Here is a 23,676-nt window from a genome sequence, read left to right on the forward strand (position 1 = left end):
TGTTGTAATTATTTGAACCGTATTATCAAGAAAAATAATAACAAGCCGACATCCCAGTGGGGTTGTCGGCTTGTTGTTTAGTGAAGGTAAGTTCAAATCAATTACAATATATTATAGAAGTAATACCTTTTAGATTTACCCAAAGATATGGCGAAGGAGCTCATCGATTCGATTCCCGTACGTATGATCACGGTAAGTTCTTGCTAATCCTCGCAGTGCAATTTCCCTTCTTTCCTTCTCATGCGTTAAGTAATAATTCACTTTATCTAACAATTCATCCGCAGTATTAAATGTTTCAATTTCCTGACCTGGTATATAGAACGAAGCTAAGTCTTCGCGCGCATCAACCAATTGGAGTGTTCCACAGGCAGAAATTTCAAAGGTCCGTGGATTTGGAGAAACTGCCATGATACCACTATTATTTTGGTTAACCGATTCATCAAGGGGGGAGCGATGCAAGTTCAACATGATCTTTGTCCCACTGTATACTTCTGCTGTTTCATTTGGCCCCATCCATTTACCTATCTCGATCCGATCTGGATAAGACCCATACTCAGGAAGACGGTCCCACCAAATTCCATTAATGTGTAGACCTTTGTTCATAAGCTCTCCTATAATGGGCTGAAGGAAGTTAACTCTATTCCAATAGGCAGAGCCTATAAAGCTGACATCTCTCCTGATCTGTGACTGGACCAAGGTTGGTCGAAAATGTTCAGGATGGGCAGCAAATGGTAGATAGTGGACATTATTTGCACCAGCCGCCCGATACAAATCAATGCAATTACGTTCCAAGGTGAATACATAGTCGAAATGCGTTACCATCCGAACAGTTAAATCCGTGTAGTAAGGATCATCCGTGAGCCAAACTGCGGTTCTTATCCCCATAGCGCGGACCGCATCTATTTGCTCTACAGGTAACTCCATACCATCCAATACCAGAACCAAGTCGGGGTGAAGCGTAGCAGCGAGGTCTGGAAGCGATTGGCCGACTTCCGAAACAGCCAGCTCTGCGACCATGGTCCGAAGTGTAGCAATGACCGCTTCATCAATTGGTGAATATGGAAGTCCTTTACCTGAACCAGCATACAGTACTTTAATATTGCGTATCTGCCAAGGAGTTCTAGGCTGACTCATAATGGCATTAGCTCTACCACGTAAATATCCTTCATTAAATCCATCACTTAGGCCAGCGTCCCATCCTGCATGTCTGGGATCGTTAATTTCATACCCATGATAGGGGGCCTTAGTCCCTATTCTTTCTGAATTGACCATACTGTCACTCCTTGTTTATATTTTTGCTGCATATCGATTAGTGAATCAAAATCAAATCATATCCAGCAAACGACCTAACCGGTCAATATAAGTGTGGTACTGATGTGTTGTCCACAGCGAACGCCAAGCTATTCTTTGCCGCTCTTCCTCATGGTTCAGATAATAATCAATCTTGCTTTGAAGCTCCGCTGCATCTTTGAATGTCTCGATGTCGTATCCCGGACGATAATACGCAGTCAGATCCTCCCGGATATCCGTAATTTGAAGCGTACCACATCCGCTGATTTCGTAAGTTCGGGGATTAATGGACCTTCCGGTTAAGTTAACTCCGTTCCGATTATCCATTCCCGCTGTGGTAGGGCGATGCATATTAATGGCAATCTTGGCGCCATTATAATAAGACACTGTTTCCTCCACAGGAATCCAACCATGTCTTATACAGCGGGATAACTTCCCACAATGCTCCAGTCGATCCCAATGTCCCCCAGCAATCAATACTTTCTTGTCCTCCAGGAACGGTGCAAGTTGCCTAAACAGTTCCACTCGGTTCCAAAATGCATTTCCGATAAAACAAACATCATAATGATATTCAGGAGCTACATGAATAGGACGAAACATCTCCTGATTTGAAGCAAGTGGTAAATAATGAACCTGGGCACACCCTATCTTCTGATAAAAATCTACACTTTCCAATTCATGGGTAAACACCGTATCGTATTGCAATGACAGCGAGGCCGTATCATCGCTAAAGTAAGGATCATCAACAAACCATACGGCTGTACGAATCCCCATCTCCTTGATTTGTCTAATCTGCTCCGCATGATCCGGGGGAAATACATGCAGTGCGTTCATGACCAGCACGAGATCAGGTCGATGATTGGTTACCTCCTGTAGCATCGATTCTGGAGAAACAACAATACAGACATTTACTAGCTTCCCGAGGGCCGCCGACACTCCCCCATCAATTCCCTCGAACCCTTGCGTCACATAAATAACACGCAGATTACGAATAGAAGGTGAGGAGTGCGAAATGCGTGACAGAACGGCCTGGCAACCACCATAACGGTACCCCTCATAGTATCCAGCCTTGTGATCATCAGCGGAGTTGATTTTCCTCTCCTTTATTTTCTTCAACGCATTCATCCCATCTGTGTGTGGATTTCCTAGGTCCATATAAATATATGCGGAGGGGGTGTGTTCATCATAGACGACTACCCCGTAGGTTCATAAATTGGCTAACGCCTTTGAAGGCTAATAACTAAGGCAAGCAAATCTATAAGCAAAAAAGCGAATCCCCATCCCGATTTGTACCGGATAGAGATTCGCTATTAAATTACTTAATTAAACCATCGCTTGGTAAGCGAGCTTGTGGCCGTCTTCAAGCCCTTGATTAAAGCCCGAATTGAATCCATGCTGGTATGCTTCATTATATGCATGCTGGTATGAAGGGGCTGGATTCCCATCAAGAGGAAGAGGGGCTACCTGGGCTACCTGTTCTGGTACTTGGGAGACCTTCCGCAGTGGTCGACGATTAAGCCGCCGTCTCCTACGAAGGCGACGAAGCTTAAGAACTTTTTTCTTAAGTCTTTTACCTGTGAGCTTACGTCCCCGTTTCAGAGACAACTTCCGTCTCTTCCTAAGTGAAGTTCCTTTCGATCTTTTTATTTTCGACCGACGGCTACGCCGGACCTTAGCTTTTATCATTTCCTAACATCCTCCTGTACTCCTTGGGGCGCAATGTTTGCTTTGTAACATGATTTCGTAATCCATGGTGATGAAGGAGTTCCATAGTGAACGCGATATAGGGATATCCCGCACACACTTCGTGCCATCGCGTTTTGATATTTTGCTAGAGTCTCAATATTTAAAGCTAAATGCCGAGCTGTTTCCTTAGAATGATCCGACACGTCGGCCAAACTATTCAGAATTCGGGCCATCGCCGTTTGACTCTTAGCGATCGAATCGATCAGTTTATGTTTGGCCGCCTCCCTGTTGATTAAATCCGCACTCATTTGTCGAAATCCCCCAAATCTCCACCAAACAGACCGCCAAGTCCACCTCCATCGCTAGATTCCTCCTCTGGCGGAAGTATCGTCTTAAGGTTGCTGCACAATCCGTTTTGAAGTTTGGTTAGTCCTTCCAATACCTCTACCAATTGCTCATGCACATCGAGCGGATTTGATAACTGCTTCTCATGGTTCTCGAAGCAACCCTCATGCACATGATTCAGCATCCAGTTACGCACCTTTTCTGCTTCTACCGCTTTCGCCTCTAGGATCAAGGCCACATTCCATTGAATTTGGACTGCGGCACCTAGCATGTTCAAATACGCCTGTTCCCTGCTCATGACATCATCCCCGCTTTGGTGTGCTTATTCTTCATCCGGGCTTCTCATCTCTTTAATAACGTAACCTAAATTCTCAGCCATCGCCTCTTGAAGATCAGCTATTGCATTTAAATATGAGATTACACTCTTGTTGATACGGCCCGCATTCTCAATAATTCCGTCCGATCCATCAAAGCCAGGGGTAGAATCAGGTATGGCATTCACGATTTGCGACATACGGACAGCAACTTGCCGTTCAGCATCGATCACCCGCGCCATCTGCCCGTGGGAGTGGGACATATGAACAATGATCTCCGTAATTTTCTGCTCCACTCTGATTCCTCCTAAAAGTTTTGGGAGCGTTACACCTTCGATTGCTCAAAACTTACTTCGATAGCATTAGCTTGTGGTTTGAATTGTGCTAGAATACGGGTTCAAGGGCCAGCCTGGTGCCCGCCTGCTTCAGCATATGCCAAAACGGACAATGGCGTTACTTACAACAGAGCAAATTATAAATCTTCTGATTTCAACCGTGGGGCTGGCAGAATAGGAACACCTATTGGAAGTTTTGAACCCTCAGTTATCAAATCCCTATCCTCTCCGACTACTAGACCCCAAGACAGAATCGCATATGATGAAACAATTTCACGTCGTTTTCCTTGATCCAATTGATATATACAGCCGTCTGCCCCCCGGAATAGTGCTCCTTCATAGGCAGAGGTTGGAGATAACGCTTCTTCCGAACATCGCTGCGGTCCAGTTGGAAGTTGTAACAAGTCAATAACGGACAATCTTATTGCCCTATGCTTCTCATTTTCATTCAAAACTCCATGATCTATCGGATATTTCACACCGTGTTCGAGCCAATAAACTCTTTCTCCTAATCCCCTAATCCAAATATGGGTAGGAAAGAAATCTAACGATTTCGTCCCTTCTGAACAATTTTGACCAGACTGTCGCTGAAGTATTTCATACACATTTCCCCATTTTTCTGTAAAAAAGTTTTCATTTTGACCATTCACCTTTTTAAATCCCTCATTGCCGAGACCTTTCATCGTAACACTTCCAAAATGATGAATAAAAGTGTCCCCCGCAATTTTCATTTTTTTACCTTGAAATCGCAGCCTTACAATCCAATCATCATCTTCAAAATTGCCGAATTCGTAGCCTTCATCTAGATACCCCACACCTTCAAAGGTACTACGAGCAAACAACAAGCAAAACCCTACCAATCGGTCTGTATTCCACCATTTCCGCTCGTCAGAGGCGTTATATATTGCCGCAAACTCATACATTCCAGCAATATCTTCGTAAGGGACATCTATCTGCTGTTCACCACTTATATAATTCGTTACCGGCCCAACAACCGCAATCTCCGGGCAATCGTTTAGGCAACGCAACATATTGCTTAACCAGCCTTCAGTAACCAGAGTATCATTGTTAAGTAGAACGATCGTACTGCCTTTCGCCATCATAAGTCCGGTATTAATTGCCCTAGCGAATCCCAGATTTTGCGAATGTACCGCTAGGCGAATGGATACCCTCCGAGATCTTAGTTCTTCTGCAGTCCCATCCTCAGAACCATTATCGACCACAATGATCTCATACGGCATTGTAGTATGTGCTTCTATACTTTCAATGCACTGTAGCAGCAGTGCCTTCTGATTAAAGGTAGGGATAATAATACTTGTTCCTTCAAAAAAAGAGCCATAGGATTGTTTCCCCTTTAAGATACCGTGGGTATATCCCGCCTCATACCCCTTTTGAAAATCCGAAGCCCCACTCACCTTGCTCTTTCTTGAAGTCCCTCTCGGGATACTCTGCCTTATTTTGATTTTATTTCTTCTCATTGGCATGATTGCACCTCACAAGCGGGTCTCTAGGTTGACTTCACCGCTCTCCAGTTTATTGGCCAAATGACCGAGGTCAAACGATACTTTTCCATGTTCCTTAGCGATTCGTGTGCAAATCAACACCGCAGCAACCCCCGCAGCAACCAGAGCAATGTCGAATTCAATACCTATAGTTTGTTCCATAACCCTTGAGACATCAGCTACTCCTTGAACTGGATGAATGATTCCAGAGATTTGGAAGCCCTGTTGCTCAAGTAACATGGACAATCCTGGTGCTTCATTCCCAATAATCAGTATCTTGCGTCCCACAAGTAACTTCGAAAGAAATCCTTCTTCATTCAATGTATAATTCACGACAGAGGAGGTCATACGGAGCTTTCGATAATCAATTCCGTAGTGTCGAAGTATGGGAAACAACAATCCTTGGTAGGATGGATGTCTGGATTCCGGTACTCCTATCAAGTCAGCTATTTGAAGTGAATTCGCCAAAGCTTCACGTGTAAGCGGGTCGGGGAGATTTATTCCTGCATAAGGCAGGAAATATCCCCAACGTACTGCTTGTTCCGTGGGAATCACTATATCATGAGCAAGAGTGAGAAGTTCCCCGTCCCCCAGACGAATAAGTGAAAGTGGTGTCCGTTGATCAAGAGCAGTTTTCATCTCATCATATACCGCTGCAGGTGGTATAAGCGGAAACAGCGTAGAAGCCACGGCTAAATATCCTGTCGCAATTAAGTCGTCCACCGTCAATTCAGGTAGAATCATCAAAGGAGGAATTAATTGTCCAACCTTTGCCTCGCCGCCTTCAAAATAACCCTGACGGTATCCCTCTTCATACGCCGCGGCAATATGTGCATCTGTCAATAAGACCTCTGACGATAGATCCTCATTCTCTATCAAATCCGATTGACTTAGACTTTCGGAAATGACTCCCTCAGATGGCATACTACGACTTGCGGGACCCTTAGCACCTTTATTCAATACTTTAGTTCGTGCCCGTTTCTTCACATATCGTTTGTTCGACCGAGCGGCAGGATGAAGACTCCGCCTCACTCGCATGGTTCTCCGAGTCTTCCGCAATCTAGAAACCTTCTTACGCCAGCCCGCCATCCTACCTCCTCCCTTCGGTTTTGCAATTACTAGGCCAATGCGACGTCCAGGTAGAGTTAACTTATGGAAGCACACCTCTCATGTGGATTCCAGCCTCTTGCAGTGAATCAAATGTACCGGCATCTCCCCACCACAATTGCAGTACGTTGTATTCTAGCATGCCACTTCGGGCGTAAAGATTGTTAACATCCGTTATTTCCAATTCTCCGCGCGCTGAACGACTGATTTCTTTTATCTTATCAAACACTGCATCGTCATACATGTAGATCCCAGTAACGGAGTATTTGGATTTTGGCTTCTTAGGCTTCTCTTCGATATACGCGATCAGCTGTGGATGTGCTGCGTCAAATACGGGAACCCCATATCTCCGTGGATCATCTACTAACTTCAATAGCACCCTAGCACTTCCAGTAGGTTGATGTTTAAATTTCTCCACAAATGGAGTTAAATCGTCTAGGAATAAATTATCGCCTAGTAGAACAACAAATTTCTCCTTATGATGAATGAATCCTGCTGCAAGCTCAAGCGCCTCGGCGATTCCTCCTGCCGTCTCTTGTACCCGATAGGTAAGATTCACACCGTATTTTTCACCACTGCCAAAAAAGTCTGTATATAATCCCGCAGATTGCTTCCCAATGATAATAAGAATGTCGGTGACTCCCGCTTGACGCAGCCGTTCTATGCCGTAACAAACCATGGGATGGCTCCCGACAGGAAGCAGATGCTTATTGATTAATCGGGTCAACGGATATAACCGTGTTCCAGTGCCCCCTGCCAAAATCACACCTTTCATAAACTAACTCCCCCCAATGTTTGCAATTTATATAAATTGTAAGGGATTCACTCCCCATTTCGCGATAAATAATTCCCGATTACGTTCCATCAAGGAGTTCCATCCATCCGGAAAATTAACTTTGAAGCTCGCGCTTCCAGCGTGGTATACAAGGGTATCCCCTGAAATCAGCAACCGATATCCCTGTTGTCTAGCTCTGTAACAATAATCATCATCTTCATAATGACCTGGTGAGAATCGCTCATCCAACATGCCAATACTACCTAGCAGACTCCTCTTAAAAAGGAAACACATCCCTACAATACGCTGTACATCCTGCCATTTGACTGGGTCAGAGACATTATATCGCTCTGCCACCTCGACAAACCCTTCCATCCCAATCCATGTAACTTCCACTTGCTGCCTACCGCTGATATAATTCGTTACGGGTCCAACGATACCTACATCATCAGCACTATCTAAGGCCAGAAGCATATTCGATAACCACCTAGGAGAGACAATAACGTCATTATTCAGCAGTAGCAACTGATCCCCCGAAGCGATCGCAAGACCTTTATTGCACGCGATCGGAAAACCAGTGTTTCGGGGGAGTGACACCAGGATGAGTCCCTCCCTTAGACAATATTCCGCTGTCCCATCACTCGATCCATTATCCACTATGATAATTTCAATCGGTTCTAATGTGTGATGGCGAATCGCCTCAATGCAAGTTGTAAGCAGATGAAGACCGTTATATGACGGAATGATGATGCTAGTCAGTCCAAATTGTCTCATCTTGCGTTCCTCACTTTCGCAAGTTCGCTCCGAGAGTATGTCACAAATCGCAATCGGTTACCTTCTGATTTCATAACCTCGGTAAATGCCTCCACATGATCCCCGATGATCAAACCTGCAACAGAGTTACCCTCTCCTGTATTTCCACTGCGAATACGATTATTTCGCACTACATTGACCGAGTAAGGTGCGCTTACCTTAAGTCCGCGTACTAGTGCAAGTGCCTGCGCCTTGGGCGGTACAATGAGAGCCTCCGTTCCAAGTGTTTCGATCGCCTTCCGGGATAAGGCATGCGGTACAGCTGTCAGGGAATTCGCTCCCAGGTCAGACCTACCCAGCGCCTGATTCAAGAATGTCTTACAACGTGTAACATCATCCTGACCAGAGAAAGTTGGTAGATACGGAGTAAGATTATTCAACGCAATATCTACCCCCAAATCTACTGCGATGAGAAAGGCTGCAAGCTCTTCAGCTGGCAGAGACATATCCCCGTCGCAAAACAAAACGATATCACCTGAAGATAATGCGCTCCCGAGTGCCCTCGAAACATCGTGACCTAGCCGCTCAGGGATATGGACTAGGATCATGCGGGGATCCCTCACTATCGCAGCAAAGCTGCCGTCTGTACAGCCATTAAGTACTACAATAATCTCTTTCAGCGGCAGTTTGCAGAGCTCGGATAACACAGCTGGTAGCGTCTGTTCCTCATTACAGATGGATACAACGACCGATGCCTTCCCCTGCAGGGGGAGCGCAATTCCGATATCAGAAATTCTTGAAGCTAGCGCATATCCACGGCGATAAGCCAGAGAAAGGCTCAATACTCTAGAAACAGAGGCATCCCCAGAATTATGATCACCATACCAAGCGTTAAGCGACTCTTGCATATTCTCCAAGGATAAATGACTACTTTCCTTATCAGAAGCAGCGATAAAGCCAGCCTTAATCGCTCTTTGCTCCATCCACCACAACTTGTCAATTGGAGCAGATCTGCGGACCGTAGAACGAAGAAGCCGATTCTTTCCCTTCTTCACTTTGCGACGATTATTTGGTCTCCACCGAGCCTTTCTGCCCGTTCGTGAAGACTTCACAGTAATTTTTCTAATCCTCCTCATCCCCTCACTCTATCGCGTTTGCGACCAAGATCTCCGAATCCTCCTCGCTGTCCATGTTCCTTGACCAGCCAATGAAGGGCTTCTAAGTGATCTCCAGCGACAAGCGTAGCAAGTGGATCCTGCTTCCCCTTACCAACTCTCTGCCGAACTGGATTCAGTTTACCCACGGGAACTGTATGAACGACTTGCACATTCAGTCCCCTACTCACTGCCATAGCGTAAGCCAAAGGGGGAATCTCTAACGCTTTAGAACCGATGATCTCAAAACCACGGCGGCTTAACGCATGGGGAACAGCGGTCATTGAGGCACCTTTCAGATTAGAACGAGATAAAAAAACATTTAATACATGCTTAGCCAGAACGACTGGGTGAGTCTTTTGCTTCTCCACGGGCCCTGAATACCCATTTAGAGCCACATCAACCCCAGATATTATCGTATTCACAAACGGACGTAATTCTTTTGCGGGAATAACCATGTCTCCATCAATAAATAGCAGTACTTCTCCTTTGGATATTTCCGCACCAAAACGCCGGCCAACATCATGACCAAGTGGCTCAGTAAAGGAAATCACCCTAGCTCCCCACTTCGCAGCAAGCTCCGCCGTTCCATCCGTCGAACCGTTGGCTACTACAATAATCTCGCTACAAGGATGTACCTGGCTCGCTTGATATAGGACGGCCGGAAGCGTAGCCCTTTCGTTCATGGCTGGAATAATTATGGAGACCAGAGGATTAGGATGATTGGACAAACGCCGTATCCGCGGCTTTTGAAGTAAGGTTCTCCGGCTAAGACGTCTCCGTGATTTGCGCTTTCTGATCATGCCTTCACCTCCCAGATATCCATATGTGCCGGAGCATATACCACAGTGTATGCCGCTTTCAAGGCATTGTAACGGCAAACGTACATACTCACTAGACCGTTGAATAACAAACCCTGGCAACATAAAAAAAGCTTGCAGAATGATTCTCTTTCCGCAAGCTTTTTTTCAGGTACTAATTAACCACACGAACCTTATTCTAATCTACCTACATCTGTTATCAGTCGAGATCATATATGGAGCCTACCTTCAAGCCGTAGAGCTCGTTATACACTTTCTCTGCATAAGCATCCGTCATTCCAGCGATATAGTCGACAACCATATGCTCCCATGTCCACATCGGTCTTTCACTTCGTTGATCTTGCTCAAACCGCATCAACCAATCGCTCGGAATAATCGATCTTGAAGAATCTGAATCAATAAATGCATCCCACAGACGTTTAATTATCCAAGCACTTCGCTTCTGTAATCGCTGCACCCTTAAATCAGAAATCATAGTCACCCACGCAAAACTTTTCAATACGCTAACGGTACGAAGCATATCCTCGTTCTCCTGACCTTCCGACACGAAGGTCACCTTCTTCCAATCACCATCACTAACAACTCCAAGATGGTTAACAAATAGGCTAACCCAGTAGGCTTTAACTTCACGTCTTGTCCGGGAAATATCATTGCCACATGTCGGCAACTTGGCCTTCCAGACTTGCAGGAATGAAGATAACACTTCCCGTACTTTAATACCTATGGCTTCCTCCTGCCAACCCTCCCAGACTGCGTCCTCCAATGTCTTAATTTTCTCAACAATCAATCGGCAAATATAAGGATCCTCCATAAAATGTTCATGAACCTCAATCTTTCCAGCCTTAATGCCATCCTCCAGATCATGAGAGGAATAGGCGATATCATCGCATAGATCCATTAGTTGAGCTTCTAGAGTCTTCTTACCCTCTGGGATTCCCCATATTTGACGAATTTGCGATATATATTCCCATTCACGTAAATATACACCTTTCTTATTCAGCGTACCGGGAAATGGATATTTATTTGTTCCTAATAAGACCGCATCAGACAAGTTAAGCCCATCGATATTTTCCCGTTTCTCTAGGAACATAATCAACCGAAAGTTATGGGCGTTACCTTCAAAATGTTCATATTGACGCTGTATATTCTCTCGGATCGCCTGTGCCTCTTCGAGTGAATGCTGCCGCCCATCTCCTAAAGCCTTCGCTATCTTGTCTTGAATCACTCGCTCAAGAATTCCTTGTAGCACCTCTTCACCTTTATGACCAAACGGTGGATGACCGAAATCATGACAAATTGCAGCGCACTCGACCACCTCAGGATCAATAATCAGCCCCGGATGGAGCGCTTGTCCTGTCTCTATCTCTGGATAAGAACGGAGTAAGCTCCTCGCCGCTTCTCTGGCGATCTGTGCCACCTCCAGCGAATGCGTTAACCGCGTCCGGTAATAGTCTCCTGTTCCTGCCCCAAATATTTGAGACTTGCCTTGTAGGCGCCGGAAGGTAGGAGAATGGATGAGCCGCGAATAATCGCGTTCATAAGTAGCCCGCGCGGTCTCTTGTCCGATATTGTCGGGATGTTGACGATGCTGTCTCAATGCACTTATGTTCATAAACCGCACCCTCTCTATCATCTGAAATATTCCTTTATCTTAAAATATACATCTTCATCTGTGAATTCAAGTCATTTGTTAATACATAAGAACCTGTACTTCAATTACTAGGGTTTCTCTTCATTATAGACACCCATCGATCTGACGTATGCTCCCAACGAAACCGAATACGGGCTAACTCTCTCCCCGCTCTCCCCATACTTCTGCGCTCTTCCTCACTTTCCAGCAGACGCAGGATACTATCCCCAAGACCGGGATCCAGCTTTTCTGGTGATAACAGCACACCCGTAACACCATCCATCACAATCTCAGGAATACCACCTACCCCCGTTGCCACGACGGGAACTGCGGAAGCCATCGCCTCTACATTGACCAAACCGAAGGCTTCCTCACCTCCAGAGGGTACAACCAATATATCAGCTAGATTATACCAGTCTGCCACTCTTGGATATGGCACATACGGAAGAAAGACAACACGATCCTTGTACGGCTCTGCTAACACTTTCAACTTCCGTACATAGTCACTCTCCCGATTCACTCCATAAAATGCACTCCCCACAATGACCAACATAGCATCCTTTTCTTTCTCTAGAACAGTAGGAAATACCTCTAATAGATGATGTACACCCTTGGATGGAAGCAGACGACCAATGAATAGGACAATCTTCCGGTTGTTCCAACCAAAGTCGGCAAGTCGCGCCTCACGTAGTAATTCTCCAGATAACGACCACCGTGGTACAAAGTCCTCTAAACTAACACCTAAAGGATTTACCGATATCGGCGTTGTTAAAGAAGGAAACCTTCGCATAATCTCATCTTTTAAATATTTACTATTTACGATCAGACCATCCACGCTTTCCAACATAGGAAGTGTCCGAGATCCCGGTTGGCTAGATGAGGAAATGAATGTAGTAGAATGCAACGTCAAGAACACACGAGCTAATGGAAGTCGTGCTTTTAATTGATAAGCAAGCTGCGGACGATTATGCACATCTACCGTATCTGGAAGCCATTTACGTAGATGACGCAAAATAGAATCAACATACCGACGACCTCCTGTTAATCGATAACAAGGTACGTTGCCAAGTAATCCATAGGCCGGAAGATGTCCATCTGCCAGACCATAAATCCTGATCTGTAATTGTTCAGCCGCTAGTGGAACTATCTTCTCTATTACCCGTTCGACTGAGCTGCTACGCCCTGATGGTATAACAAACGACCCTGGAGTAATTACCGCAACCTTTTGCCTTTCTCCCATAAGACACCCCTCCCTCAACAAACAATTACCTTACTACGCTATACGATCTCTTGAATCCGACATTCATAGTTATTCTCAAATATACGAAGTTAGCCCGGGAAATGTGACTGAATCAAAACCTCCAGTAATGCTGAGTACACTAATAAGGGTCAATATTCCAAAACAGGCTGCTGACGCATAGCAGTCGTCCACTCCATTTTTCGCGGACGAACATAAATTGAACCAAGACATAAGACGCCAAATCAGAAGGAGGGAGATCCATGGGGCAGGACCATGTCGGTATTCTGCTTAATACTAGCATGTACCGGGGGATACCCCAGCGGAGAACCGGCCAGGAGTCGATATCTAACTATGAGGAAGCAGCACAAACATACGGATTCATTCCTTGTTTTCTTCGCTTGGGGGATATAGACGTAAGAAAAGGCGTAAGCGTAGCTTATAAATTTAACGGCTATGATTACGTTAAGTCTGTAATCCCCACACCGGCTGTCATTCACAACCGAGCTCTGTACGCCGACCGTTCAGCACATCAGAAAATACGCAATATCATTTCTCAAGGGAAGATCATTTATAACGTCAACAATCGATACAGCAAAGATGTCGTACACCGCCTGTTGTGGAATGATCCTTATATCTGCCAGTATTTACCCAATTCCACCTCCGCTTCGTCATCTTCACTACGGTTGATGATGAGCCGCTATCCCGACCTCATCCTAAAGCCAATTCGCGGATCCGTTGGACACGGCATCCTAAGATTGAAGCGTGACAAAGATGGCTGGTTTCTTATTCATCCCTCACGTTCAGGCAAAAACGGATGGACTACTACCAGACTAAGACGCGAGGAACTCCCAGTCTGGACTCGGCGTTTACTCATACACGTTCCCTATCTTATCCAGGAGCGCATTCCGCTTGCGGAATATGAGTCTCGGCCCTTGGATATCCGCATAACTGTACAACGAGGAATTACCGGACAATGGACAGTCACAGGATTATTTGCCAAAGTCGCCCCAAAAGGGAGCTTCATTTCCAACATCGCCAAAGGGGGAAGAGCATTCCCTGTAGATTTGCTGTTAACCGAAGTCTTTGCGCCACATATTGTTCCAACCGTCATCACCCATGTCAAGACACTTGCCCTGGCTGTTGCCACCCATTTATCCTCTCAATTACCTCTTCTCGGTGACCTCGGCATGGATATTGGTCTCACAATGGACGGACGTCCTTACTTTATTGAATGCAACGGACGTGATCAACGTTACGGATTTCGTAAAGCTGAGCTGAACGAAACTTGGAAAGACACCTACCGCAGACCGATGGCCTTCGCTCGGTATTTACTTGATAACCCTACCGTATCAGCGTTATACGCTCGTAAAGCTAACCCAAATTAGAGCCAGAATCAAAGTATAGTGAGGACATTTTTAGGCTTAACACCAGTCATTGTATCTAGCCCTTGATCCTTTTTTAAATAGCAAAAAAAGTCCAAGTTCAGCTGTATGAACTTGGACTTTTTCTAACGATACCTTACATCAAATATCCCAAACAACGGATACTCTAATGCTGCTATATATGCGATTCCAACTGCTCCAGACAAAATGATAATGACCAACAAATCGTAACGCGAAAATGTTGATGGGTAATAGTATGTCCGTGGGCGCTTTCCATCAAATGCCTTCGTCTCCATCGCAACAGCCACACGATGTGCTCGGCGGATACTCTGGGACAGTAAAGGCACAGCATAAAGCTTAATCTGTGTGTACCAACTCCGAATACCTCGAGATGCCCTAACTCCGCGTATACGCAATGCGTTCCGGCGAATTTCGTATTCCTCCCACACCATTGGAAGTAGTCTTATGGAAGCCATGAAACTATAAGCATATTTAGGAGGGAGCTTCCCTTTTTGCATCAGAGCGTAGAATAGGGCAACCGAAGGGGTCGTCAACACAAATAACAAGCCTTCGGCGGCAAAGCTCACTGACTTGAATCCGATGTGAATCCCGCGATAAAAACTCTCCTCCGATATGCGAATGAGTCCCCATTCCCACCAAAGATGATCCCCTTTTCCAAAAAGAATCATCGTTGACGAGGAAGATATAAATACCAGCAAGAAAGGCAATATAATGAGCAGTACTTTCCATGGAGCGTGACCACTTAGTACAAATAATAATAGGATATAAATAATCGCTTGGTAGAACACAAAATCCAAACTATGACTAAACAATGTTATAAAAAAGGCCACTAATACTAGAGTGAGCTTCGCGACGGGATTGGCCCTATGCAGCCATGTCACTATTCTTGGTGTCAGAAACTTCCTCATGTACTAAAGCTCCCTTCAACACGTTCTATCAGATTCATGTTATCCCTGTTTCTTCCCCGCTTCGTCACTTGCTGCGATACTAAACGCCCCTCGCTTATTTCCCACCGATGCGTGGCGACAGTGTCAGCAATCATTTCCTCATGGGTCACCATCATAATGGCCATACCTTGGGAACGCATTTCCTCACAGAATTTAAGAATCGCAAATGTATTTACGGCATCTTGACCAAAGGTTGGTTCGTCCAGTAGCAGCAGAGGTTTCTTAAGAACAGCTGCACCTGCCACACTGAGTCTTCGCTTCTGACCAAGCGATAATTGATAAGGGTGACGATACTCTAACCCCTGTAAACCAAACTGCACTAAGATCTCGGCAACCTTTGTCGATACCTCTTCAGCAGTCAAGCCTTCTTCCCGCAAAGAAAAAATAATTTCTTCTGATACTTGGTCAGCAATAAATTGAAACTCAGGATTTTGAAATACGAACCCAATCTCATGCGCGGCCATTTCAAATTTACGTTTGCGATTCTTCAGCTTATCCATTCGTGTTTCTCGCAATATGTAGGTTCCTTCTGCAGCTAATAAACCCATGAGACTAAGAAGTAGCGAACTTTTGCCGGCCCCATTTGGTCCCGTTATCGCAATAAAATCACCAGGATACACTTCGGCATGGTCGACCTCAATAGCGGTTCCTCCGTATCTCATTCCACGAAAGGCACTTAATACAAGATGTGGTATAGAAGAAATCTCTTCCACTGAAGCCGGTTTTACTGATTCGGATAACGTCTGTCCATCCGGGGAGCTCAAGAAATCCTTCCACACACCAGGGTACCATATCCCGTATTCTTGCAACTCACGCCGGAAAATACGAAACACATCATGCGGATGGCCTTGCCCAACAATTTGACCATCCGGATTAAACAAAACTACTTTGTCCACAAACCCAATAATTTCTTCGATTCGGTGTTCCACTATGATCAAAGTTCGATTCTCTGCTATAGCTTGGACAGACTTCCAGATTTGCTTCCGACCTTCCGGATCAAGCAGGGCTGACGGTTCATCGAGGAACAAGACCTCCGGATTACTGAGTAACACAGAAGCCAATGCTAACCTCTGCTTCATACCCTGTGACAGTGAGTCAATTGGAACATGAAGTTCTCCAAGCTGAAGACCTACTTTTTCAAGCACCTCTTTCATACGCTGAGACATTTCTGATTGCGGCACTGCCAAGTTCTCGAGTACAAACGCTAATTCTTCGTCAACATATGGCATACAGAACTGAGTGTCCGGATCCTGGAACAATAAGCCCCAGGAAGGTGGAAGTATCTTCTCCGCACAACGCATAGGAACCTCAATCAAGTTAGGAATGATACCCGAAAGCACCTGCAGGAGCGTTGATTTCCCACTCCCACTAGGACCTAATAGCAACATCTTCTCTCCGCGGCGAACGGAAAAGGATAGATCCTTGAACACAAACGAAGTTTCACCCGGAAATTTGAGCCTCAGATCACGTACTTCCGCTACAGTATCCGTAATCATCTCTTCGCTGTTATCCTTAATGCTAAGACTCTCTTGATGGACATTCATCGGTCAATCGTTCAGCGCAGCGTAATCTTTGTCAGCTACAGGGCGAAGAAGATTCGTCACCCCAGTGGCTTCTACTGCTTTGGCCAGTGCAAAGGCTAGGTATCCAGCGATAACTGCTGAACTGAGCGCACGCATAGCATATTTTGCTATAAGCAACCAAGTTTCATAATCAGCTACATATCCATAATAAATATCCGGTATTAATGACCCCACCGCGGCACCAATACCTGCAAGGGCTGCAACAGCACCTGAAAATTTGCGATAGCGAAACGCTGCAAATACCAATTCAGCTCCAAGTCCTTGAAGCACACCATACATGACAAGTTGAATTCCCCACTCACTACCAAAAAGAATCGCTACATGGGCAGCCGCGATTTCGGCAATCAGCGCTACACCTGGTTTCCGAATAAGCAGAAATACAAGTGTTGGTGCCAAAAACCACATGCCATAGACGATTTCATCCGCCTGTGGAAATAACGGTGAGAATAAATTATAGACCGAACCCCAGAAGTGATACACCACACCAAGTACAATCGATATTAGAATCGTGACAAGTAGGTCGCTTAACTTTAATCCACGACCTTTTTTCTGAATAACTTGCTCTTGCATCTTCTCATCTCTCCTTCAAATATAGTTCGTATTAGAACACAACAAAAAACCGACTGGCTGGATGTGCACAGACGGTTACTAGGTCCAAAGGTATAGTTATCCCGGACTTTCGATTCTCTACGCTGGCATTATCCAGTTCAGATTGACGGTCCACAGCGGAATATACTGTAATCTCAGCCTGATTCACTCAAGCCCCCGTATCCCTATTCGATTGATATTACAATACAACAACATTTCCAGATTTAGCAAGTAAAAAAATAAGAAATGATTCTACTTATTGATTTCCACTCTATTCTATGTCAATATAAGCGGAAGTGGAAAATAGCAGTAATGCTCTTGTTCATTATGGTATTAGGAGGATACGATTTGACCGCAAATTGGATGAAATGGATGACTGAACTTTCCTCCCGGAAATGGATCTCACAACTGACTGGGGCTTTCTCACATTCCAAAGTGAGTAGATTAATAATCCCCGTCTTCGCTAAGTCCTACGGTATTCCGTTGCATGAGGCAGAGAAAGAAATTGGGGAGTATCGCACGCTGAACGAATTCTTCACTCGAAGGCTGAAGCCAGGAATGCGACCGGTCTTTTCAGAAGAAGCAAGCTTAGTCAGTCCGGTGGATGCTCTAATTACAGCCATGGGAGAAATTAAATCAGGCACTATTCTTAATGTGAAAGGCCAAGATTATTCCATAGATGAATTGCTCAATCATTCTCCCCGCGCGGAGATATATAAGCATGGATTCGTATTTGTGCTCTACCTCAGTCCAACTGACTATCATCGCATTCACGCCCCGGTATCGGGCGTCAAATCCGAGAGCGAGCATATCAAAGGAAAAGTATATCCCGTTAACGACTTTGGAATGAGAAACATGAGGTCTGTGCTGAGCCGCAACGAACGGTTAATCACTTATATTTCCCATGAGAATGGGGAAATAGCGTTAGTTAAAGTTGGGGCCATGAACGTCAGTAGTATTAAATATACAGATAAACAGAGTGCTCAATGGAATCAGGGTGATGACTTAGCCTATTTCGAATTTGGCTCAACCGTAGTGCTCTTGACGAATAGCAATTTATTCCAACCACTACCAAATCTAGAAGTCGGACATAAGATAAAGATGGGTGAGCAACTAGGGAGTTTTCATTCTGTCCCTGCTTCTACTAGAAATCATAAAGAATAATGAAATTTTACATTTAAGTACAGATACCCAAAAGACCGTTCCCCTATATGGAGAAACGGTCTTTTTTAGGATAATTTCAATTTACATTAATCGAACCTATATTAGAAGTCAGCGACAATAGTGGACCCCCACCATTAATTTCGTTTGTTCCTTTCGAGACTCCTTTTATGTGCCCAACATCGCTTTCAGCTGTCAGATTGCATTGAACAGAACTCGCTAGTGTAACGTCAATACTACCGACTGCGACTTTCACTTTAAGACTACTGCTGCTGTCCATTTGAGCGACACCTAATTGAACACTCCCCGTTTCGGATACCACGGAGGACTCACCGATAATCTGTGCCTCTTCAATCGTTGTTAGACCCACATCATTATGCAAGAGATATGTCCCCTTTAAATCATACACGTTAATATTTCCAACGTTATTTATAATATTAAATCTATCGACATTCGAGGGAACCTGTACAGTATAGTCAATTATAAACTTTGATAATCCGTATTTACCCTGGGCCCAGTCCCATAAGTTAAGCTCAGGTTTACCCTTAGGATGCGTGTTAATCTTCAACTGATCTCCACTTACAGTGACAGAAACCTCAGCTTGATCGAATATTTTTTGAATCTTAGCCTTTTCACTTGCGTTATTTCCAGCCCATATCACAGCATCCACAATAATTTTGTCTCCAGCTGCCGCCTTCACCTCGATATTCCCAACTGCATGATCGATTTGAAGCTCGGATATTGCAAGGACCTCTTGCGTCACAGAAAGTTCTTTAGAAACCCCTTCTTTTCTCAGTTCCTTACCGAGTTCCAACGACGTGTTTTGTACTCCTTCTCCAAGAGCAGATGTCGCTTCGCCTACTACTTCTCCTACCTTTTCTCCAAACGATTGAAATACGCCTGCTATATTTTCTTCTGTAGATTTTGACACATCCTCGATAGCTTCCCCTACTGTATTGTTAGTCTTACCAGACTGTCCCTCACAACCAGCCAATAAAACTAGTAAAATAACTCCACAAATCCAAACTGATTTATGATATTTCCTCATATAGTTCTCCCCCTGTATATTTCTTTTGCCTACCGCAGCTTGGCGGCAATCACTACTTCCAGTATATAACACAATAGTTAATGCACCACAGGCCGAAGACTAAGACTCTAGCTAGACCTTAGACGGGGGAGAAATTCACGAAGAAGTTATTTTCTGTAAGCTCGCTACTCTAGATTATCTGATCTCGGAAGGGCTTTTACCTGTGTATTGCTTAAACTGACGACTAAAGAAAAAGATATCGCGATATCCCAAGGCATCTGCAACTTCAGTTACATTCATACCCGCATGTAGCAGTAAATGCTGCGCTCGATCTATTCTTGATTTAATTATGTAAGATTGCACCGACAGGCCAACAATTTCCTTGAATTTAATTGAAAAATAACGTGGTGATAATCCTGCTCGAGCTGCTAAATCCTCAACTTTATGGGGAAGTCCGGGATGCTGAACTACATAATTCGCCACCTCGTGAATAACTTCATTTAATTGGTTGCTGACTTTCTTCTCTACTGGAACCTGACGTTCCTCTCGCAGTAGATGAATTAGCAATTGCTTCAGAATCAGCCTTGCTTCTTCTTCTGCGGCATATGCATTTACGAGAAATAGACGGACATATCTTGCCAACATGTATTCAAAATCGAGCGTCTCCCCTAGAACACGATATGAGCCTGGTATTTCCGTAACAGGTTCACTGATATCAAAGTGGATATAGGTAAGAACTAGCGGTCGTTGTGGATTGTGTGTAGCGGTCGTATAATCCCCACGACGGAACAGGAAACAACTTCCTTTGCTAACCGGAAAAGATTGACCATTCAGAATAATCGTACCTTCCCCACTCCATACGTAGAACAAATCATAGTTTTGTAGCGGAATCTCCCGCTTACGCCATTTCCACCCCGGTTCACAGACAATTTTAGCAAAGGCTGGCTTCAATATAAATGAGGTTGGTGAAACGTGAAGCATGTTCTTACCTCCCAGAAAATAAATGAATGAATAATCTTAATAACAGATGTCTTTCTATCAATTTATATTATAACCGTAAACTCCAAACTCTTATAATATTTTTGTATTACTTCGTTCTTATTACCGTACGTTTTGATCGTGACGTTACCCATAGCGAGATGTTATAATGTTAGGCAGTTAAAACGGCATTGCCCATACCAAACCGATCGGAAGGATGAAATGTAATGAACCCACTTGCGGAGCAGTTGAATCAGAACTTGAAGTCTGGCAATAACCATGTATATGAAATGTTATCTACCCTCGGCAAAGAGATTTATTTCCCTAAAGAAGGCATTCTAAGCCAATCAGCAGAAGCCACTGCAAACGCTAAGAAATTTAATGCCACAATCGGGATTGCCACGGAAAATGGTGGCCCTATGCATCTGGCTACTATTCAAGAAACACTTTCTGCATATAAACCACAAGACTTGTATCCCTATGCCCCACCTGCGGGAAAGCCAGAACTTAGAACAGTATGGCGGGACAAAATGATTCAGGAAAATCCAGCACTTGCGGACAAATCCTTCGGTAACCCTGTCGTCACAAACGCGCTCACTCACGGTCTCAGTATTGTGGCTGACTTGTTTGTTGATGAAGGAGATGCTGTCATCTATCCTGATAAAAATTGGGAAAACTATGAACTGACATTCGGTATCCGTCGTCATGGGTCAATTATCAATTATCCACTATTTACTGAAGATATGACATTTAATAGTGCAGGGCTTGAAGAAGCTCTACTAGCGCAAAAAGATAAAGGCAAAGCCGTTGTCATCCTGAACTTCCCTAATAACCCAACTGGATATACACCGGGTGTGAAGGAGGGAGAAGAGATCGTAGCTGCCTTGGTTAAAGCTGCAGAAGCTGGCATTAATGTCGTGGTTGTCACGGATGATGCCTATTTCGGATTGTTCTTTGAGGATTCGTTGACCGAGTCATTATTCGGCAAATTAGCTGGTCTTCATCCTCGCATCCTTCCAGTGAAAGTAGATGGCGCAACCAAGGAAGAATTCGTATGGGGCTTCCGTGTAGGTTTCATCACATTCGCTGCTGAGCAAGCAGAAGTCCTTACTGCACTTGAGCAAAAAACGCTTGGGATTATCCGGGCTACTATCTCCAGTTGTTCTCATCCGTCGCAGTCGTTCGTACTAAGAGCGCTGAAATCGCCCGAGTTTGAGTCACAGAAAGCAGAGAAGTTCGTCATCATGAAGGGTCGGGCCAATAAGGTCAAATCACTGCTTGATAGCGGAAAATACGGCGATGTCTGGGAATACTATCCCTTCAACTCAGGATACTTCATGTGTCTTAAGTTAAAAACGGTTAACGCTGATGCATTGCGCCAACATTTGATTTATGAATATGGCGTTGGTACAATCGCACTTGGTGATCAAGATCTACGGATCGCTTTCTCTTGTATCGCTGAGGAGAACTTGGAGGAACTATTTGACCTTGTTTACAAAGGTGTACTAGACCTTCAAAAAATTTAAATAACCAATTTATGAACCGGACAATGGCCCAAGCATGACACTTTGCCCTATCATACACTACGGTGTAAGAACATATCTTTTCAACTTGGAAAGGGGAATGTATATGAGTGGGATCGTAGAAGATGTTCGAGGCGGTTGTGGCTGTGGCGGCCTTACTAGCACAGGTGTAATCTTGGTTCTTTTTATTCTCTTAGTAATCGTAAGTCGTGCGTTCATCTAAGTAACTAATACAAATCAAAGAACGGATCTTTCCCTATAACCAGGGAAAAGATCCGTTCTTTATTTTCTTGGATTCAGTCTTCCTCTTCCTTACTCCATTTACGAGACCAGGTTGCTCGTAGAGCTAAGACTAGCAAGATACCGGCGACAAGTGTTCCAAGCGTAAGCAGAAGACTCCCACCCGGAACAACGACCATTGGTACCCACATCAGAACACTAATTCCAAGGAGCAGACGTGACGTCAACCGAAGTACAGTGTTCATTCGAACACCTTCGGGGATTGGATAATACAAAGCGGCAGGGGAATCGTGATGAACATGGCGTAGCGTTGTTAGCTGCGTTCCTATCAGAAAAATAAAAAACAAATATAACGCAGTCCCAATCCAAGAGTCCCCATTCCATCCGGTGACGATCATTCCAAGCAAGGTAAGTCTAGTTACAATGCCGAGTAGTTCACTGCGCATAAGCGTCTTAGTAAGAAGGAAACGATAGGAAGTCTTCCTCTCCCATGGAACCCCATTTCCCAGCTTAGATAACCAGCGACGTCTGATCACTTTCTGACCCTCCGCAGATACATCGACGAACCAACCTAGTAATAGCATAACCCTTGCACTTCCCGCCTTCTCGGTAGCAATCAAGTTCTCCCATGGAACAGCATGCTTCATTGGAAAACGAAGCGCCAGGATGTAATTCACGCTAACCAGCACCATAAAGAGGGCACTCTTCCACGCCGGTTGCCACAACCAGGCTGCCAGTATCAGAAGAATGAAACACCAACGTAGCAAGCGGTAGCCGCCTCTAGCCCTTGGTGTTGTAATCCTCAGTTCCTGCCATGCACCATAACCACTTAAAAGTTTCAGCCACAGCAAAACGATAAGCATGAGCCAAAGAGGTTGTGTATAAATTCCGCCACGAATATAGAGCGGCCAGAGTGTCAATAGAAGAATATAGAGCCCAAACAACTTATAGATAATTCCGCTGCGGTAAGCGGGAGACAAATACTCTTTCATTCTTGTTTCCTGAGGGAGCAGGAAAATTAGATCCGCCTGCTGCACATAGGTCCGAAATCCGGAATACACCGTAAGCGGTCCGAGCAGAATTAACATAATCCAACGGACAGGTAGTCCGGGCGGCAAGTCCAGTAGAAATGATGTATACCAAGCAGAGAAGGCAATAAACAACAGAAGGAGTAGAACAGCAACCCCACTTTGCATTACATAAGGAAAATAGGGGAGCACCTTACTCCAAAACGACGCTTTGCGCCGACTACGCAGCGCTTTGAGCTCCATAAA

General features: G+C 44.7%; 25 protein-coding genes. 4 read left to right on the plus strand and 21 right to left on the minus strand.

What is annotated here, in order from left to right; all coding sequences use genetic code 11:
- Positions 1-135: 135 nt before the first annotated feature.
- The 14 genes from NST85_RS23345 to NST85_RS23410 form a co-directional block, all read right to left on the minus strand.
- Positions 136-1,272: a CgeB family protein gene (locus NST85_RS23345; RefSeq protein ID WP_307400124.1), complete on the minus strand. Its 1,137-nt coding sequence runs from the start codon at positions 1,270-1,272 to the stop codon at positions 136-138.
- Between the two features lie 51 nt (positions 1,273-1,323).
- On the minus strand, positions 1,324-2,415 hold the full coding sequence (locus NST85_RS23350; RefSeq protein WP_127190223.1) for a CgeB family protein: 1,092 nt from the start codon (positions 2,413-2,415) through the stop codon (positions 1,324-1,326).
- A gap of 198 nt (positions 2,416-2,613) precedes the next feature.
- Positions 2,614-2,976 carry a hypothetical protein gene (locus NST85_RS23355; protein ID WP_127190224.1) on the minus strand — a complete coding sequence of 121 codons (363 nt, stop codon included), beginning with the start codon at positions 2,974-2,976 and terminating at the stop codon, positions 2,614-2,616.
- Positions 2,973-3,284, minus strand: coding sequence for a hypothetical protein (locus NST85_RS23360; RefSeq protein WP_127190225.1), 312 nt, complete (start codon positions 3,282-3,284; stop codon positions 2,973-2,975). The genes NST85_RS23355 and NST85_RS23360 overlap by 4 nt, the downstream gene beginning before the upstream one ends.
- Positions 3,281-3,619 (minus strand): restriction endonuclease subunit S, encoded by a 339-nt coding sequence (locus NST85_RS23365; protein ID WP_127190226.1) that lies wholly within the window; start codon positions 3,617-3,619, stop codon positions 3,281-3,283. Before NST85_RS23365 ends, NST85_RS23360 begins: the two co-directional genes overlap by 4 nt.
- Positions 3,620-3,643: 24 nt before the next feature.
- Positions 3,644-3,931 (minus strand): nucleoside-diphosphate sugar epimerase, encoded by a 288-nt coding sequence (locus NST85_RS23370; RefSeq protein ID WP_127190227.1) that lies wholly within the window; start codon positions 3,929-3,931, stop codon positions 3,644-3,646.
- A 176-nt stretch (positions 3,932-4,107) separates the two neighbouring features.
- Positions 4,108-5,448, minus strand: coding sequence for a glycosyltransferase family 2 protein (locus NST85_RS23375; RefSeq protein ID WP_341190543.1), 1,341 nt, complete (start codon positions 5,446-5,448; stop codon positions 4,108-4,110).
- Between the two features lie 15 nt (positions 5,449-5,463).
- Positions 5,464-6,561 carry a GT-D fold domain-containing protein gene (locus tag NST85_RS23380; RefSeq protein ID WP_341190544.1) on the minus strand — a complete coding sequence of 366 codons (1,098 nt, stop codon included), beginning with the start codon at positions 6,559-6,561 and terminating at the stop codon, positions 5,464-5,466.
- Between the two features lie 61 nt (positions 6,562-6,622).
- Complete coding sequence (locus tag NST85_RS23385; RefSeq protein WP_127190228.1) at positions 6,623-7,354, minus strand: sugar phosphate nucleotidyltransferase; 732 nt, start codon at positions 7,352-7,354, stop codon at positions 6,623-6,625.
- Between the two features lie 27 nt (positions 7,355-7,381).
- Positions 7,382-8,128, minus strand: coding sequence for a glycosyltransferase family 2 protein (locus NST85_RS23390; RefSeq protein ID WP_127190229.1), 747 nt, complete (start codon positions 8,126-8,128; stop codon positions 7,382-7,384).
- A complete protein-coding gene (locus NST85_RS23395) occupies positions 8,125-9,243 on the minus strand; it encodes a glycosyltransferase family 2 protein (protein ID WP_246053942.1) in 1,119 nt (372 codons plus the stop codon). The genes NST85_RS23390 and NST85_RS23395 overlap by 4 nt, the downstream gene beginning before the upstream one ends.
- Positions 9,240-10,064: a glycosyltransferase family 2 protein gene (locus NST85_RS23400; RefSeq protein ID WP_127190230.1), complete on the minus strand. Its 825-nt coding sequence runs from the start codon at positions 10,062-10,064 to the stop codon at positions 9,240-9,242. The genes NST85_RS23395 and NST85_RS23400 overlap by 4 nt, the downstream gene beginning before the upstream one ends.
- Before the next feature lie 217 nt (positions 10,065-10,281).
- Positions 10,282-11,694, minus strand: a complete 1,413-nt coding sequence (locus NST85_RS23405) for a deoxyguanosinetriphosphate triphosphohydrolase family protein (protein ID WP_127190231.1) — start codon at positions 11,692-11,694, stop codon at positions 10,282-10,284.
- Between the two features lie 100 nt (positions 11,695-11,794).
- Positions 11,795-12,952, minus strand: coding sequence for a glycosyltransferase family 4 protein (locus NST85_RS23410; protein WP_127190232.1), 1,158 nt, complete (start codon positions 12,950-12,952; stop codon positions 11,795-11,797).
- A gap of 260 nt (positions 12,953-13,212) precedes the next feature.
- Here NST85_RS23410 and NST85_RS23415 point away from each other — a divergent pair, with 260 nt between their 5' ends.
- Positions 13,213-14,337 carry a YheC/YheD family endospore coat-associated protein gene (locus NST85_RS23415; RefSeq protein ID WP_127190233.1) on the plus strand — a complete coding sequence of 375 codons (1,125 nt, stop codon included), beginning with the start codon at positions 13,213-13,215 and terminating at the stop codon, positions 14,335-14,337.
- A 122-nt stretch (positions 14,338-14,459) separates the two neighbouring features.
- Here NST85_RS23415 and NST85_RS23420 read toward each other — a convergent pair whose 3' ends face one another.
- Genes NST85_RS23420 through NST85_RS29400 form a run of 4 tightly spaced genes read right to left on the minus strand, consistent with a single transcriptional unit; the run spans position 14,460 to position 17,642 of the window.
- A complete protein-coding gene (locus NST85_RS23420) occupies positions 14,460-15,263 on the minus strand; it encodes an energy-coupling factor transporter transmembrane component T family protein (protein ID WP_127190234.1) in 804 nt (267 codons plus the stop codon).
- Entirely contained in the window at positions 15,260-16,846 is a 1,587-nt protein-coding gene (locus tag NST85_RS23425; protein WP_341190545.1) for an ABC transporter ATP-binding protein, read from the minus strand. Before NST85_RS23425 ends, NST85_RS23420 begins: the two co-directional genes overlap by 4 nt.
- Before the next feature lie 3 nt (positions 16,847-16,849).
- On the minus strand, positions 16,850-17,455 hold the full coding sequence (locus NST85_RS23430; protein WP_127190235.1) for an ECF transporter S component: 606 nt from the start codon (positions 17,453-17,455) through the stop codon (positions 16,850-16,852).
- Between the two features lie 31 nt (positions 17,456-17,486).
- On the minus strand, positions 17,487-17,642 hold the full coding sequence (locus tag NST85_RS29400) for a hypothetical protein (RefSeq protein ID WP_425464312.1): 156 nt from the start codon (positions 17,640-17,642) through the stop codon (positions 17,487-17,489).
- 179 nt (positions 17,643-17,821) lie between these two features.
- On the opposite strand from NST85_RS29400, the gene asd reads away from it, so the two are divergent.
- Positions 17,822-18,637 carry an archaetidylserine decarboxylase gene (asd, locus tag NST85_RS23435; protein WP_127190236.1) on the plus strand — a complete coding sequence of 272 codons (816 nt, stop codon included), beginning with the start codon at positions 17,822-17,824 and terminating at the stop codon, positions 18,635-18,637.
- 76 nt (positions 18,638-18,713) lie between these two features.
- Here the strand turns inward: asd and NST85_RS23440 are convergent, their stop codons facing one another.
- Together NST85_RS23440 and NST85_RS23445 are read right to left on the minus strand one after the other, a co-directional pair.
- The gene (locus tag NST85_RS23440) at positions 18,714-19,682 is read right to left on the minus strand and encodes a hypothetical protein (protein WP_341190546.1); all 969 of its coding nucleotides are present in this window, start codon (positions 19,680-19,682) and stop codon (positions 18,714-18,716) included.
- Positions 19,683-19,856: 174 nt separating this feature from the next.
- Positions 19,857-20,642: a helix-turn-helix domain-containing protein gene (locus NST85_RS23445; protein ID WP_127190238.1), complete on the minus strand. Its 786-nt coding sequence runs from the start codon at positions 20,640-20,642 to the stop codon at positions 19,857-19,859.
- Positions 20,643-20,866: 224 nt separating this feature from the next.
- On the opposite strand from NST85_RS23445, the gene NST85_RS23450 reads away from it, so the two are divergent.
- Positions 20,867-22,165 carry an aminotransferase class I/II-fold pyridoxal phosphate-dependent enzyme gene (locus NST85_RS23450; RefSeq protein WP_127190239.1) on the plus strand — a complete coding sequence of 433 codons (1,299 nt, stop codon included), beginning with the start codon at positions 20,867-20,869 and terminating at the stop codon, positions 22,163-22,165.
- A gap of 103 nt (positions 22,166-22,268) precedes the next feature.
- The gene (locus tag NST85_RS23455; protein WP_341190547.1) at positions 22,269-22,385 is read left to right on the plus strand and encodes a YjcZ family sporulation protein; all 117 of its coding nucleotides are present in this window, start codon (positions 22,269-22,271) and stop codon (positions 22,383-22,385) included.
- A 73-nt stretch (positions 22,386-22,458) separates the two neighbouring features.
- Here the strand turns inward: NST85_RS23455 and NST85_RS23460 are convergent, their stop codons facing one another.
- Entirely contained in the window at positions 22,459-23,673 is a 1,215-nt protein-coding gene (locus tag NST85_RS23460; protein ID WP_127190240.1) for an ABC transporter permease, read from the minus strand.
- Positions 23,674-23,676: the final 3 nt, after the last annotated feature.

Origin of the sequence: Paenibacillus sp. FSL K6-2524 (assembly GCF_038005525.1) — a bacterium.
Taxonomy (GTDB): domain Bacteria; phylum Bacillota; class Bacilli; order Paenibacillales; family Paenibacillaceae; genus Fontibacillus; species Fontibacillus anaericanus.